Source organism: Bacillus sp. FS02, from assembly GCF_024398395.1.
Taxonomy (GTDB): Bacteria; Bacillota; Bacilli; order Bacillales; family Bacillaceae; genus Bacillus; species Bacillus altitudinis.
In genome coordinates this window covers 1,981,358-1,995,001 of the sequence record NZ_CP074101.1, presented here as the reverse complement: position 1 = coordinate 1,995,001, position 13,644 = coordinate 1,981,358, and the positions used below count along the sequence as shown (strand labels likewise).

Annotated in this window: 11 protein-coding genes and 1 pseudogene; 2 read left to right on the top strand and 10 right to left on the bottom strand. The window is 40.3% G+C overall.

The window, feature by feature from the left end:
• Window positions 1-192: 192 nt before the first annotated feature.
• The 3 genes from KFQ09_RS10150 to KFQ09_RS10135 all read right to left on the bottom strand — a co-directional run bounded on the left by KFQ09_RS10150 (window position 193) and on the right by KFQ09_RS10135 (window position 5,149).
• A complete protein-coding gene (locus KFQ09_RS10150; protein WP_255835640.1) occupies window positions 193-1,428 on the bottom strand; it encodes a TerD family protein in 1,236 nt (411 codons plus the stop codon).
• A 373-nt stretch (window positions 1,429-1,801) separates the two neighbouring features.
• Window positions 1,802-3,241: a 6-phospho-beta-glucosidase BglA gene (gene bglA, locus KFQ09_RS10140; RefSeq protein WP_255836242.1), complete on the bottom strand. Its 1,440-nt coding sequence runs from the start codon at window positions 3,239-3,241 to the stop codon at window positions 1,802-1,804.
• Between the two features lie 9 nt (window positions 3,242-3,250).
• The gene (locus tag KFQ09_RS10135) at window positions 3,251-5,149 is read right to left on the bottom strand and encodes a beta-glucoside-specific PTS transporter subunit IIABC (RefSeq protein ID WP_255835639.1); all 1,899 of its coding nucleotides are present in this window, start codon (window positions 5,147-5,149) and stop codon (window positions 3,251-3,253) included.
• A 153-nt stretch (window positions 5,150-5,302) separates the two neighbouring features.
• On the opposite strand from KFQ09_RS10135, the gene KFQ09_RS10130 reads away from it, so the two are divergent.
• A complete protein-coding gene (locus KFQ09_RS10130) occupies window positions 5,303-6,013 on the top strand; it encodes a GntR family transcriptional regulator (protein ID WP_255835638.1) in 711 nt (236 codons plus the stop codon).
• 49 nt (window positions 6,014-6,062) lie between these two features.
• On the opposite strand, the gene KFQ09_RS10125 is transcribed toward KFQ09_RS10130, so the two are convergent.
• Complete coding sequence (locus KFQ09_RS10125) at window positions 6,063-6,932, bottom strand: hypothetical protein (RefSeq protein ID WP_045034925.1); 870 nt, start codon at window positions 6,930-6,932, stop codon at window positions 6,063-6,065.
• A 259-nt stretch (window positions 6,933-7,191) separates the two neighbouring features.
• On the bottom strand, window positions 7,192-9,375 hold the full coding sequence (locus KFQ09_RS10120) for an Ig-like domain-containing protein (protein ID WP_255835637.1): 2,184 nt from the start codon (window positions 9,373-9,375) through the stop codon (window positions 7,192-7,194).
• Between the two features lie 253 nt (window positions 9,376-9,628).
• Here KFQ09_RS10120 and KFQ09_RS10115 point away from each other — a divergent pair, with 253 nt between their 5' ends.
• Window positions 9,629-10,525 carry a PhzF family phenazine biosynthesis protein gene (locus tag KFQ09_RS10115; RefSeq protein ID WP_255835636.1) on the top strand — a complete coding sequence of 299 codons (897 nt, stop codon included), beginning with the start codon at window positions 9,629-9,631 and terminating at the stop codon, window positions 10,523-10,525.
• A 39-nt stretch (window positions 10,526-10,564) separates the two neighbouring features.
• On the opposite strand, the gene KFQ09_RS10110 is transcribed toward KFQ09_RS10115, so the two are convergent.
• From KFQ09_RS10110 to KFQ09_RS10090, 5 genes and pseudogenes are all read right to left on the bottom strand, one after another.
• Complete coding sequence (locus KFQ09_RS10110; protein WP_255835635.1) at window positions 10,565-11,425, bottom strand: LysR family transcriptional regulator; 861 nt, start codon at window positions 11,423-11,425, stop codon at window positions 10,565-10,567.
• Window positions 11,426-11,438: 13 nt separating this feature from the next.
• Complete coding sequence (locus tag KFQ09_RS10105) at window positions 11,439-11,945, bottom strand: hypothetical protein (RefSeq protein ID WP_142153380.1); 507 nt, start codon at window positions 11,943-11,945, stop codon at window positions 11,439-11,441.
• Window positions 11,946-11,962: 17 nt separating this feature from the next.
• A pseudogene (locus tag KFQ09_RS10100) lies at window positions 11,963-12,471 on the bottom strand (LURP-one-related/scramblase family protein).
• A gap of 105 nt (window positions 12,472-12,576) precedes the next feature.
• Entirely contained in the window at window positions 12,577-12,918 is a 342-nt protein-coding gene (locus tag KFQ09_RS10095; RefSeq protein ID WP_039165381.1) for a darcynin family protein, read from the bottom strand.
• Window positions 12,919-12,989: 71 nt separating this feature from the next.
• Complete coding sequence (locus KFQ09_RS10090) at window positions 12,990-13,580, bottom strand: Crp/Fnr family transcriptional regulator (protein WP_255835634.1); 591 nt, start codon at window positions 13,578-13,580, stop codon at window positions 12,990-12,992.
• Between the last annotated feature and the right edge of the window lie 64 nt (window positions 13,581-13,644).

The following is a 13,644-nucleotide window of genomic DNA, read 5'->3' as shown; positions in this document are numbered from 1 at the left end:
CTCCCTCCATTATTGATCATAAAGTCTATTTTACCGTGACCTCCAAAACTGAAAAATAGGCTAAATGACATAAAAAATGGAATGGACTTTCTATTCAATTTACCCTCTAATTTGGATAAACGAGTTTATCCATTGTAGAGATATAGAAAAGGCCAGACAGTTCATTATACTCTGTCTAGCCACATGTTCACGTCACTTATAGTCATTGATTGGTCCTTTATCCATCAAAACATCAATTTCATTTGAAGACTTCATTTTTAATTTAGGTCTGCGCTCGGAATTCGGCTTGCTGTAAAGCTCTAGTGGACGGATGATCACGCCATCATTTGTGTTTTGAAGTATACCAGGAACACAAGAATAAATTCGATCATTGTCATTTGCATGTTTTGCATAAATCGTGACAGACGTTCCTTGATGATTATCGATACTCATAGACACTCTATATCTATAGAAAGAACCTGTTCCATTTGATTGAGCAGAGTAAACAACGGGTACCACCGCAAGGATATCATCATTTAACCTTAGTTTAATGACTTCTGTTTTCATTGATTCACGATCTCTACCGACATCTCCCATATGCTCAACAGCCCCGTTACCGTAACTTTTGAGAGCGGGAACACCTTTTGCGCCAAACATGGCCACATCTATTTGTTTTCCTGACTTCGTATAGATCAACGCGTAAATATCATAATCGGTACCAGACTCCCAAGATACTGTAGCCGTAATCTCTGGTGTTTTGTCAATGATGATCGGTTTATGACCTTTGTCTAGACTAATTTTACCTTGAACTTTCTCTAAGCTAATAGGTGCAGAGACTTTCTCTTTAGCGGCTGTGTTCATTGGAGCAGGCTCATTAATTTGTTTTTCAGAAACCATTGGAGGAGGTGTAGAAACATCCTGTTCATCAGGTTCAACCTCAACCCCATAAAGCTTGCATAGCCCTTCCAATCCAGAATCGAAGCCACGCCAGATGGATCGTGCTTTCGTTTCACTATTTCTTATGTATAGCTCTACTACGACAATACCCTTTTCATTTGTAAAGCTTACTGGTGTTAGGTATAGCACCTCATCACCTGTTCGAATTTCTGCTTGCAGATTCTTCACATGAGAAAAGCCGATTCCTCGATCCTCTGTTAGTGTAATAGCCATCTTTGTGATTCCGACAGGCACTTTGCTCATATCAAAATTCAATTGATGTCTTTTCAACTGATCTGATATCTCTGCTGGTAAAAGTGTTGCGACACCCGTAGTACTCTCCGGCTGATTGTAAAAAATAATGCCATTATCTCCTTGAACTAGATTTGAATCTGTTAAGAGAAACGCCGTTAAAGAAATATCAATTGCAGATGACACTTCATAACTGATGGATAATTGCCCCTTTGGAGAGTTTAGTACGGTATTGGCACCCATTTGCAGAGTTTGATTCATTTCAACAACTCCTATTCTTTATCTACCATTTATCGTTTTTATAGACCAATTATACCAAATAGTGCAATAGAACCTATTAATATCTTTCTCTCTTTTCATCTCTGCAATGATATGAGACAATGCCACCTAAAAACAAACTACTCTCGAAAGGAGAATCAATGTGTATAAAAAAATCATCCCAGCTGTTACAGTGATATTCGGTTTTTGGATTCTTCTTCAATTAGCATTTAGTATCAATGTCTTCCACAATCCAATGAATTATTTTATTGTGATCACTCTCTTTTTTCTTTGTATTCAGGCTACATTGAAGCATAGGAAATAAAAAAACCCGAACAAGCGAATCCCACGCTCATCCGGGCCAGTCATTTCTTTATTACACTTCTTCACCATTCGTTGCGATGACGTTTTGATACCAAGTAAACGAATCTTTTTTAAGACGATTCATTGAACCATTACCTTCGTTATCGCGGTCAACATAAATCATGCCGTAGCGTTTTTTCATTTCACCGGTTGTGAATGACACGATATCAATGATGCCCCAAGGTGTGTAGCCGATGAGGTCCACACCGTCATATTCAACCGCTTTTTTCAGTGCTTGAATATGAGAAGCGAGATATTGAATTCGCTCTGGGTCATGAATAGAGCCGTCTTCTTCCACTTGATCAATGGCACCAAAGCCATTTTCCACAATGAATAGCGGGATTTGATAGCGATCGTAAAAACGATTTAATGTATATCTTAAGCCTGTCGGATCAATGGGCCAGCCCCAGTCGCTTGATTTGATATACGGATTTTCTACACCATGTGGCAGTGCTCCATTGACAATGTCTCCGTTGTGATCAGATACTGCATCGCTTTTGACCGTTGTTGACATGTAGTAGCTAAAGCCAAGGTAATCTACTTTTCCTTTTCTTAAACTTTCTTCATCGCCTTCTTCAAATGGAATGTGATAGCCTTCGCGCTCAAATTCTTTTAACGCGTAGCTTGGATAGTAGCCACGCACTTGGACATCTGGGAAGAAATAGCGCTGTCTCATATATTCTTCTGCCAGCATGACATCCTCTGGGTTTGAGGAATATGGATAAATTGGCACGTGGGACACCATCGCTCCAATTTGAAAGGACGGATTGATCTCTTTTCCTTTTGCCACTGCCCATGCACTTGCAAGCAATTCATGATGGCCCGCTTGATACATGACTTCTTTGGCATTTTCGCCTTCTTTGACAGATACCCCTGAATTTGTCCAAAGGAACAACGGGTTGTTGACGTCCATTTTGTTATTGATTTCATTAAATGTCATCCAGTACGTGACCTTGTTCTTGTAACGATTGAAGCATACTTCCGCGAATTTCGCGAAATATTCAGCGACTTTTCTGCTTCGGAATCCGCCGTATTCTCTTGCCAAATGAAGGGGCATTTCAAAGTGAGACAACGTAATGACAGGCTCGATTCCATGTTTAATCAGCTCATCAAACACATCATCATAAAACTGTAAGCCTGCTTCATTCGGCTCTTCTTCATCCCCTTTAGGGAAAATTCGGCTCCAGCCGATCGATGTTCGCAAGCATTTTAATCCCATTTCAGCAAACATGGCGATATCTTCTTTGTAACGATGGTAGAAATCAATGGCTTCATGGTTTGGATAAAAAGTTCCTTCTTCTATCGTTTCCGTGATCTGTCTTGGTACACCATGAGCACCTGCTGTCATCACATCTACAACACTCGGCCCTTTGCCAGCTGCATTCCATCCACCTTCGAATTGATGAGCGGCTAATGCCCCGCCCCATAAGAAATCTTTTGGTAAAGTCATTATCTATTCCTCCTATTTCACAATTGTCATCATGACGTCAGTTGGCTGACATGTCGAATGTTTCTCTACAATCACATCTTCGTATGCTTGGGTATTGGTAATGATAACAGGTGTGATTGTTTGTAATCCTTTGCTTTCAATTGCTTCCTGATCAAATGTCATCAACAAGTCACCCTTTTTCACCTTGTCGCCTTCTTTGATATCGAGTGTAAATGCCGATCCATCTAGAGAGACCGTATCAATTCCTACATGAACAAGTAACTCTACACCAAATTCAGAACGCAGACCAATCGCATGTTTTGTTGGTGCAAGCATGACGACACTGCCATCAAACGGTGCAAACAGTTTGTTATCGGTCGGATGAATGGCAAAGCCTTTCCCCATCGCCCCAGAGCTAAATACGGCATCTGGCACTTCAGATAACGGAAGCACTTTTCCTGTAAGTGGAGCCGTGATTATTTCTTCATTGTTCATAGAAGTATTTGCCGTTTCTCCGTCTTGATCTTTAACAGGTGTTTCACCAGCTGACTGTTCTACTGTATCTTCTCCATATCCGAACATTTGAATAAGCACAACTGGTAAAATCAGCGCAATGGCCACACCAATCAAAATACCAATGATAGACGTTGGATAATCTGCACTGATTCCGTTCACAATGGTCAGCGGGCCAGGTAGTCCTGCATATGCAAAGTAATAAGGCGTAAAGAAGCTGGCCACAACGGCACCGACCGCTCCAGAAATACACCCGAAAATAAACGGCTTTTTAAAACGTAAGGTGACACCGTAAATCGCAGGCTCCGTAATACCGAAGAGTCCTGTGATTCCAGCTGAAACCCCAACTTTCCGTGTTTCCCGATTTCTTGCTTTTAAAATAACTCCCAGCACCGCACCGACTTGAGCGATAACAGCGATGGTTTGATATGCCTGAAAAGAGTCACGTCCATATTGTTCAAAGTTCGCAAGCACCATTGGCGTGATGCCCCAGTGAACACCGAAAATCACGAGTACTTGCCAGAAACCGCCGATAATGGCCCCTGCCAGAGCTGGTACATTTTCAGCTAAAACATTGTATCCGTTTGCAATCCCATTTGCACCTGCTGTCGAAAGAGGACCGATTAATAGAATGGTTAACGGAACCATGACGACCATACATAGAAATGGGACAAATAGCGGTTTGACAACCTCATGAATTCGTTTGTTTAAGAATTTTTCTACATAGGAAAGAATCCATACTAAGAAAAGCGGTGGCAAGACGGATGATGTATAAACCGTTTCAGATAACGCAATCCCTAAAAAGGTCACACCTTCCCCTGATGCTACACGTCCGGCAATCTCTGTCCAAGAAGGACTGACAAGCGCTGCTGTACAAGCAACCGCGATATACATATTCGTTTTGAAATGCTTGGCTGCAGTTATCGCAATAAAAATGGGCAAGAACGTAAACGGTGCCCAAGAAATAAAGCTAAACACTTCATAAGTGCCTGTTTTCGAGAAGCTTGGAAATATCAAATTTATTAAGATAAGTGCACCTTGCAAAATACCAGCTGCGGCTAAAATATACACAAATGGCGCAAACACAGCGGACATGGTCGCAATGACCCGATTCAGTATCGTTCCTTTGTTTTCATTCGGCTGGTCATCATCCGACGTTTGGAGCTGAACAAGGTTGGAAAAATGCTCATATACCTCACCTACATGCTGACCGATCACAACCTGAAACTGACCACCGTTTTCCACCACTGTAATGACGCCAGGCATGGCGTTGACTGCTTCTTTTGCCTTTGGATTAGAACGCTTCAGCACCAAACGCAGCCTCGTGGCGCATCTTGCGGCACTCACCACATTTTCTTCTCCGCCAACTGCTTCTAAGATGTCTTCTGCAAGCTTTTGATAATCCCTCACTTTTGACATATAACCCCCCTTTATCACTACTAGTATACGTACATTATAATTATACCGGTACAATTTATCAATACATATATAATTTGAGTTTGCATATCAAAGAGAAATCGGGATGTGCTATAATACAAAGACAATAAATCGTGAAAACAAAGAGGAATGGCTATGTTAAAGTATCAACAAATTGCGAGCGATATTGAAAAATATATTGTCACACATGAGCTGCAGCAAGGAGACAAACTCCCTGTGCTTGAGACGCTCATGAATCAATTTGCTGTGAGCAAAAGTACAATTATCAAATCATTAGATTTACTCGAAAGAAAAGGGATTGTCTATCAGGTGAGGGGCAGCGGCATCTTTGTGAGAAGGCATAGACGCAAAGGCTATATTAGCCTATTATCCAACCAAGGTTTTAAAAAAGATTTAGAGGAATTTCAACTGACATCAGAAGTTCTCACGTTAGATATCGTCAAACCGCCAGAAGAAGCTGCGCTAAATTTAAATATTGAACTAGATGAGGATGTTTTCTACCTTAAACGCATTCGTTACATCAATGGACAAACTTTATGTTTAGAAGAGTCCTATTACCGGAAAACCATTATTCCTTACCTCAACACAGAAATTGCAGCCGATTCTGTATTTAAATTCATTAGTGAAGGCCTTGGGCTCAAAGTTGGCTTCTCGGATATGTACTTACAAGTAGGCAAACTAAACGAAACTGAAGCGAAGCACCTCGGACTTAAGCAAAATGATCCTGCTCTTCGCGTCGAAACCGTCTTTCATCTCACAAACGGCCAGCCCTTCGACTTCTCGAAAATCACATATAACTACATGCAATCCCAATTTTTTATTCAGGCGAATAATTATTATGGGTGATGAAAGGAAAAAGCCCCTCATTTTTGAGGAGCTTTTTTTAATGCTGGCATCATTTGTAGTAGTTATAGTCATTGAATGTTGCGATCATATCTTCTTGTGTCCCTTTTTTCCCACGATTCGTATTAAAATATAACGTTCCGTCATCGAAATCAACAGCTTCTATCTCAAAAAGAGTAAATGCACTACTCGTTATTCGGAAAGATAGGTCATTTCTAGTAAACAACTCTTTTGAAAAATCTTTTGTTGTTGTTCCCTTTTGCTCTTTGATCATTTGGTTGATATTTAACGGATACGTGAGAATAACACTCACATTAGAAGCCCCTCCGTTGGTATCTGGCTTAGATAAAGGGACATATAATGTTCCTTGGTAAAAAGAAATTCCTTGAAGAATGTACTTCGAAACATCTACCACTGACTGATTGATCACTGCTTTTGTATAATTTAATGTAAATGTGGCCTCATACTCAAATTTTCCTGTTTGATCATTAAAATTTCCAATGAAAAAGCGATTGCCAGACCTCACAATAAATTTGTCTGCTCCAACAGAATACGTGATGCCGCTAATTGATAAATTCGTTCCTTGGTACTGAAGGACATAGGCTTTAGCCACTTTGTATGTACTTTTTTTCGTGTTCACTTGTAGCTTCACGATCTTTTTTACATACTTGACACCATCGGTCATAGGGGCTACATAAATACTAACTTGCTCATCTCCTTTTTGGGCTTTGACAGCTAAGTCATTGGCATGTCCTAAATCATAGCTAGTACTATTCGTATCAGAGTTTTTAAGAAGCTTCACTGTTCTGTTGCTTGACGAGCTGTTCATTTTAATAGAGTACAATTGTGTCAGCTGGGTTGAAGTATTTATTTTTGCAGCATAAATCATGTTATTGTTACGGTCGACACACATACCTTGCATAGAGGTGTAGAATCCAGAGCCTGACATTCCAGTATACGTTGTATATGTGTTGAAATAACCGGATTGAGCTTGAACACTAGAAGACCACATACTGCAACAAAAGATAATAGCCGTTAGGACGACATATTTTATTTTTTCAAGATTGGCACCATCCTATGATTAGAGTTATTAAAAAAATACGATCTGAACATAAAATCGTCACCCATAAAACGAATGACGATTGTTATAGAAATGAAGTGTTACAAATTATTGGGAAAATCTACTTCTCAGCCTTAAACGACTTTACCGTCTTACTACTCTCTGACATGCCTTTTCTTGTAACCGTGACGTAAATCTTTCCGCCCTTAGCGCCTAGTTGTTTGATGGTCACCTTCACAACCTTACCTTTAGAAACCGTTGACTGACCAATTAATTTTCCTGATTGGTTATAGATTTTAACAAGATCCTGTTTCGCTAATTGACTAACGGTGATCACGTCATTTTTCTTCTTGTTGTTGACGATGTTAATTTGGTTGCCTTTTAATGCAGAGGTTGGCTCACCTTTAAAAGAAACAGCCTGTTTGCCGCTTTCCAACATCTTGTCACTGCTTCGTGTAACAAATACTTTGCCGCTCTTAGCCCCAACTTGTTTGACGTACAATTTGATGGATGAACTGTTCGCCGGTTTTGATGTGGCAAGTAATTTACCGTTTGTTGAGTAGACTTTGATGACGTCTTTTTTCTTAATCTTACTCACTGTAATGACGTCTTTTTTATTTTTAAGATTATTGATTTTGACCTGGTTGACTTTTAGAGCATCTGATTTTTCACCCTGATAGCGAATTGGTACTCGATTTCCCTCTTTTAGACCAGGCTCTTTCATGCTGATATAAAGCGTTCCACTTGTTTGACCCAATTGTTTCACGGAAATCGTCATGTTCGAGCTCGATGCAGTTTGCTGAGCAATCGCTGTTCCACCAGAAGCTTGTTTAAAGATTTTGATGACGGATTGTTTTTTGATTCCTTTTATCGTTACCGTATCGTTTTTCCCTTTATTGTTCGTCACCTTCACTTGAGATGCTGCAAGCGGAGATGTGACGATTTTTTTGACGGTTACAGCAGGCAGGGAGACCTGTCTATTTCCACTTAGCAACGTGATCGTCACTTTAGATCCCTGTCTTAATTTTCCTGTTTTTAATTTGAAGTTTTTTCCTGGCGTAATGGCAAATGGTCCATATTTCTTTTTCGTGGAACTTGTGCTGAGCTTGGACATCGCTTTAATTGTGTTATTCGATGAATCAGATTGCACTTCTACAACAGCTTTATCCCCAAAAGTACTGATACCATTAATGGTATCACTTGAGTCATCGATTTCTTCCACAAATACTTTCTGTACATCTTCTTGAGATTGATTTGCTTCAGTCGGGTTATCAGCCATGAACGATTTTACGGTCATTAAGTCGCCACCGATTAGCTTTGAAACAGGAACTTCATAAAACCCTTTAGCGTCTGTCTGACCTTCTCCAATGATTTGGCCCTCTCCATTTAGAATATGGACGATACTTTCTGGAGTTGCGGTTCCACTAATTGATGTTGATAGCTGGGTAAATGGGTTGATTGTTGGAGCCGTCGATTTGATACGAAAAAATTTTTCATTCAAAACATTGTCATATGCTGGTTCCATGACTTGTAATTTATTTTGGTCTAAGAGCTTTATGGTATCTTTGTCTACACTAAATTCAAAATTTCCATCTCCATCTGCTGTCACCGATTGATTAATGACACCAGATTTCTCGTTTTTAAAGACGATCTTTGCGTAAGGGATTCCCGTTTGGCCTTTCACTGATTTAGACCATTTTGTCGTAGGAATAAGTGAGATTTTATTAGGGTTAACAATTTTTTTGTAAATGTCGATATTGCTTCCAGTCGTCATTTTCACTGTTAGGAATGTGCCTGCATTTAGGACAGGAAGCTTTAAATGAATGGCATCATTAAATGTTCCTGAGGCAATCACTTTACCATCTTTCATGACCTCTACTTTTGTGTTCTTCACAGTTTTCCCAGTTAGCTCCTGAGAAGTATCATATATCGGATCTAATGAGGTAAACGATTCCTTGAAAATATACACTTTGTTTGAAGAAAGCTTTGTCCCATTTTGGTCATACGTATCTAACTCCACCGTTTGGCCTGAACTAAAGTTCTGAGAAAACAACTTAAAGTTTCCGTTACTATCTGCTTTTGCGTAGTGCATATATCTAGATTTCCAGTTACTCGGAACACCCCAATCTACGAAAGCAACGATTGCGTTTGGCGCTGTTTTACCCGTCAGATAATTATCACCATATTGATAACGATCAACTGTTGTTATTGTTCCACCCTCTGCGGCACTCACATTTTCTTGTATATGAAAACTCAACATCATCATACAAAGAATAGAAGCTACTACTTTCAGGACTATTTTCATAAATATATCCTCTCTTTTCCTATTAATGTGTTTATATACAAATATTATACATTTTAACCAATATAGGTACAAGGTTTAATGTTGAGCCTAAAGACTTATATAAAATCGATATTCATAGATATAGAGAGTGATGTCGATCGATTTTTCATTTTGCATGAATCATACAAATTCATCACATCAAAAAAATTCATTTTACGAATGTATCCTACACACTTATGATGAACATAACAACATGTTTAGGAGGATTCGTCAGATGAAAGATATTAGGGTGTATCATGTCGATGCGTTTACAACTGAGAAATTTGGAGGTAATGCCGCTGGGGTGGTGTTGGATGGGGAATGGTTAACGGAGGATGAGATGCAGAATATCGCCAAGGAGTTGAACTTACCCGAGTCCGTTTTCTTGCTGCCGGCACATGATGAGAAAGCCGATTATCGAGTGAAATATTTCACTCCAACGGAAGAGGTCAATTTCTGCGGGCATGCGACGGTTGGGTTGACTTGGCTTTTAGCGACGGAGCTAGGGATGGCTAAAGAAAAATCAGGGGTGGTGTTAGAAACAAAGATCGGCCATGTCCCCGTTGTATGGCACGAAGAGAATGGTAAAGTTGTGGATGTGGAGATGACACAGGTCACGCCAAAGACGCGAGATTTTATCATCGATGTAGAAGAGCTTAGTGATATTCTCGGTATAAGCAGTGACAGGATTGATCCATCCTATCCTATAAAATTAGCAAACACCGGAAACTGGCATCTTCTGGTTCCGCTGAAACACCAGCATGACATTGATCAAGCGGCACCAAACTTAGCAGCTTTAGGGAAAATGAATAAAGCGCAGGGTATCACAACGACTCATCTTTATACGTTTCAAACCACAAAGGACTGTGATCTTTATACAAGGGATTTTGCACCTGGCATTGGTATACCCGAAGATCCTGTAACCGGAGCAGCAAACGGAGCATTAGCCGGATATCTGTATTTGGAAGGGATCATTCCTCAGCAAGAAACCACTCATCTGCGCATTGCTCAAGGTGATGCCATCGGCAGACCAGGATTGCTTCGTATCACGGTCATTCCGAATGAAGCAAAGCCGGTGATTAAAGTTGCAGGTGCAGCGGTTATTACCATTCGCGGGGTAATCACGCTATAAATTGATCAGCTTGAATAGAGACTCTCGTTCAAGCTGAATCTATTTAAAATGATCTTTGACCGCTTCAATCCATCTTTTAGTAGAGGGAGAGGCTGCGTTAAAAGATTTAAACGCCATATTGATTTCGCGATAAACACGGGTCTCAAGTGGAATTACGTTCGCATGAGGCACCTGAGGCGGCAAAATCAACTTCGGAATGATCGTGAGCCCAAGACCTTCCTGAACCATAGAGATGATCGTATTGTTGTCCCCAATCTCAAACAAAACATGGGGCTTCACGCCTCTTTCTTTTAATAATTTCTTAATGAGTTGATCACAGCCCGCTTTTGGCATAATAAATGGTTCATCTTGGAACGAAGCCACTTCCATCACCTTCTTTGTATGGAAACGATGACCCTCTTGCATGAGCACCACCAATTCATCTTGAAACAGTGGAACAGTTTCCAAATCTCTAGATGGCTGTGTTAAAAACCCAAGATCAACTGTGCCAGACGCGATCCACTCTTCAATCTCTTCATAGCCGCCTTCGTATAATTCCAATTGGATATTGGGATAACTTTTCGTAAAACGATGAATGAGCTGCGGAAGCATTTTTGAAGAAAAACTAGAGAACGTGCCGATCTTGATACTCCCCACTTCCACCCCTTGAATCAACGCCGCCTCCTGCTCAAGCAATGACGCATGATGAATGATTTGGCGAATATGGGGCATCACTCGCTCACCTGCATCTGTCAGCGACAGCCCGTTTCGATTCCGATGAAGCAGCACAATCCCAAGCTCTGACTCAAGCTTCGCCATATTATGACTCACCCCAGACTGCGTCAGCCCAAGCTTCTCACCAGCTTTTGTAAAGCTACCGCATTCGACGACTGTTTGAAATACTTTGTATGGGAATGTCATTCGTTTGCTCACCTCACTTTAGATCTTGGCAAAACCTACTGTTAGACATGTCTGTGATTTTTCGATTTAATTGTTGTTCGACCAATTGAAAACATGCCTGCTGAATCCATAAACGTTTAAATGTATAGAGTTGTTCTTTTTCATCGCCATGCATCTCTTCATCTTTTTCTAACTGAAAATCTGTCAATTCGATTTTGTCATGAACATGCATATGAATAAAAACATGCGCATTGTGAAAATCATGCATATGCTCTACTAAAGCTGAGATATTGGTGATAAAGTCATCAAATATATCTTCTTCTAGCGTTTTCTTGAGATCTAGATGGCTGTGCACATCCATTGATATGTAATTATCTCTTTCATCCAGTTCTTCTTGAGTAGCCAGAGGGTTATCATGAATCGTTGCTTTTCTATTTAAATCTGTAATCGAGAAATAGACGATGATGTCTTTATTATCGAGAAATTCATACGCCCATATCTCTGCATCTCTTAATCTTAAAATGCGGGTGAGGTTGTCCAACTTTTTAAAACCTCCAATTAATTATTGATTGTCGTCGTCGACGAAGACCTAGACGCCGCTTCATCCGCTTTCACACAATCAATCGCAACAACCAATGCAATCATCACAGGCTCCATCTCTTCTTTCAAAATATCCACCTTGTAACTATCCCCCAAGTAAACCATTCCTTCTTTACCTGACCGATTACTTCGCCGCTTTGCAACACTTGGAAATTCATATCCCACCAGTTCCCTTGTACTTCGATACCAGCAGCATCAATTGAATATTTTGCTTTGAAGAACGTAAACTCTTTTTTGATCGTCAATACCTCTTGCCCACCGACTTCTACTAAAAACTTCGGTAAAAAGCTAAACATTTTCTTCGTAATTACAGCGATGACTTCTCGTTCTGTATTCAAAATGGTAAACGTCTTTGGCACCTTCATAAAGCTGCCTTCGACCACATATACATCATTCTCCTGTTGGTCCTTTACCGTAAACCTGCCGCTCAGACTAAATACCTTTTGCTTCATATACAGCTGCTTCATAAGTACCTCCGATTCAGTTCAAAAATTTATCCGTTCTTCCCTTACCCCTGATTATACCAAAAGATAGAATGTGCAAAAAACCACCTGATAGCAGGTGGTTTTCGATTACTGATCCATTTTCAGAGATTCTTTTTCATATGTTTGAAAAGCATCTTCCATTCCCATGATGACCTCTTTCATTTTGACATAACCACTTGTGTAAGGAATAGAATCTCTAATCTCTTCCCACATAAAATGATAGAACTTCAGGTCATCTGTTTCACACATCACAAAATCTGTGTAATCCTTACCTGGAAGAGCTTCAGCATCAAAAAAGCGCACCGTCACATGTTCCTCATATTTCTGCATCAACTCTTGCAGCGAAGCCGCATGGGTTCTACGCTCCTCTCGTGGTAAAGCAAGCCAAGATGGATAGAACTCTAATAAAACAACCATCATATATTTCATCATCAAGCCCCTCGATTCTTCTATGATGTGATGATTGTACGCCAGATCTAGAGAATGTGCATTAACATAGGTTAATGTTCAGCAGGATGCAGCAGCCTGCTCAGCGAAACCGGAGAAATACCGATATATGAGGCAATATGATATTGAGCGATACGCTGATGTAACCCGGGATATTTCAATAAAAACGCCTGATATCGCTCAATGGCTGGCAAATATAGCAGTTCCCTCTCACGCTCTTCCTTTCTCGTATACAGCCTTTCAACACTCACCCGAACAAACCGCTCCCACATATGACTTCTGTCCATCAACATTTGAAGTAGATCATACGGAATTTCAATCACGATAGAATCCTCCATCGCTTCAATCGAATAAGGAGAAGGCTGCCCGTTGATCATGCTTGCATAAGAAGTAGCAAAATCATCTTCCAACGTAAAAGCCACGTTGTACTCCCTGCCATCCGGTAACAAATAGAAGAGACGGAAGAGACCTGTTATGCAGAAATAGGCATGCTTCACTGGATCGCCAGCCTTGATCACGCATGTACCCACTTTTAATTGTTTAATCGTTGTTCCATCTTTAAAGGCTTGCCAATGATTTTGTTCAATTGGATATTTCGATATTTTGGTTTTGAACGTGTCGTATGGGTTAGTTATTTTATCCATCTGTAAGTTACCTCTCTAGTAATGGAAGACTTGATAAAAAATTGTATCAGGAAACACTCAAGTT

What these genes read in the sequence shown, in the direction of transcription:
- KFQ09_RS10150 (WP_255835640.1), bottom strand. Translation starts at nt 1,428, where the DNA reads ATGAATCAAACTCTGCAAATGGGTGCCAATACCGTACTAAACTCTCCA.
- KFQ09_RS10135 (WP_255835639.1), bottom strand. Translation starts at nt 5,149, where the DNA reads ATGTCAAAAGTGAGGGATTATCAAAAGCTTGCAGAAGACATCTTAGAA.
- KFQ09_RS10130 (WP_255835638.1), top strand. Translation starts at nt 5,303, where the DNA reads ATGTTAAAGTATCAACAAATTGCGAGCGATATTGAAAAATATATTGTC.
- KFQ09_RS10125 (WP_045034925.1), bottom strand. Translation starts at nt 6,932, where the DNA reads ATGCAAGGTATGTGTGTCGACCGTAACAATAACATGATTTATGCTGCA.
- KFQ09_RS10120 (WP_255835637.1), bottom strand. Translation starts at nt 9,375, where the DNA reads ATGAAAATAGTCCTGAAAGTAGTAGCTTCTATTCTTTGTATGATGATG.
- KFQ09_RS10115 (WP_255835636.1), top strand. Translation starts at nt 9,629, where the DNA reads ATGAAAGATATTAGGGTGTATCATGTCGATGCGTTTACAACTGAGAAA.
- KFQ09_RS10110 (WP_255835635.1), bottom strand. Translation starts at nt 11,425, where the DNA reads ATGACATTCCCATACAAAGTATTTCAAACAGTCGTCGAATGCGGTAGC.
- KFQ09_RS10095 (WP_039165381.1), bottom strand. Translation starts at nt 12,918, where the DNA reads ATGAAATATATGATGGTTGTTTTATTAGAGTTCTATCCATCTTGGCTT.
- KFQ09_RS10090 (WP_255835634.1), bottom strand. Translation starts at nt 13,580, where the DNA reads ATGGATAAAATAACTAACCCATACGACACGTTCAAAACCAAAATATCG.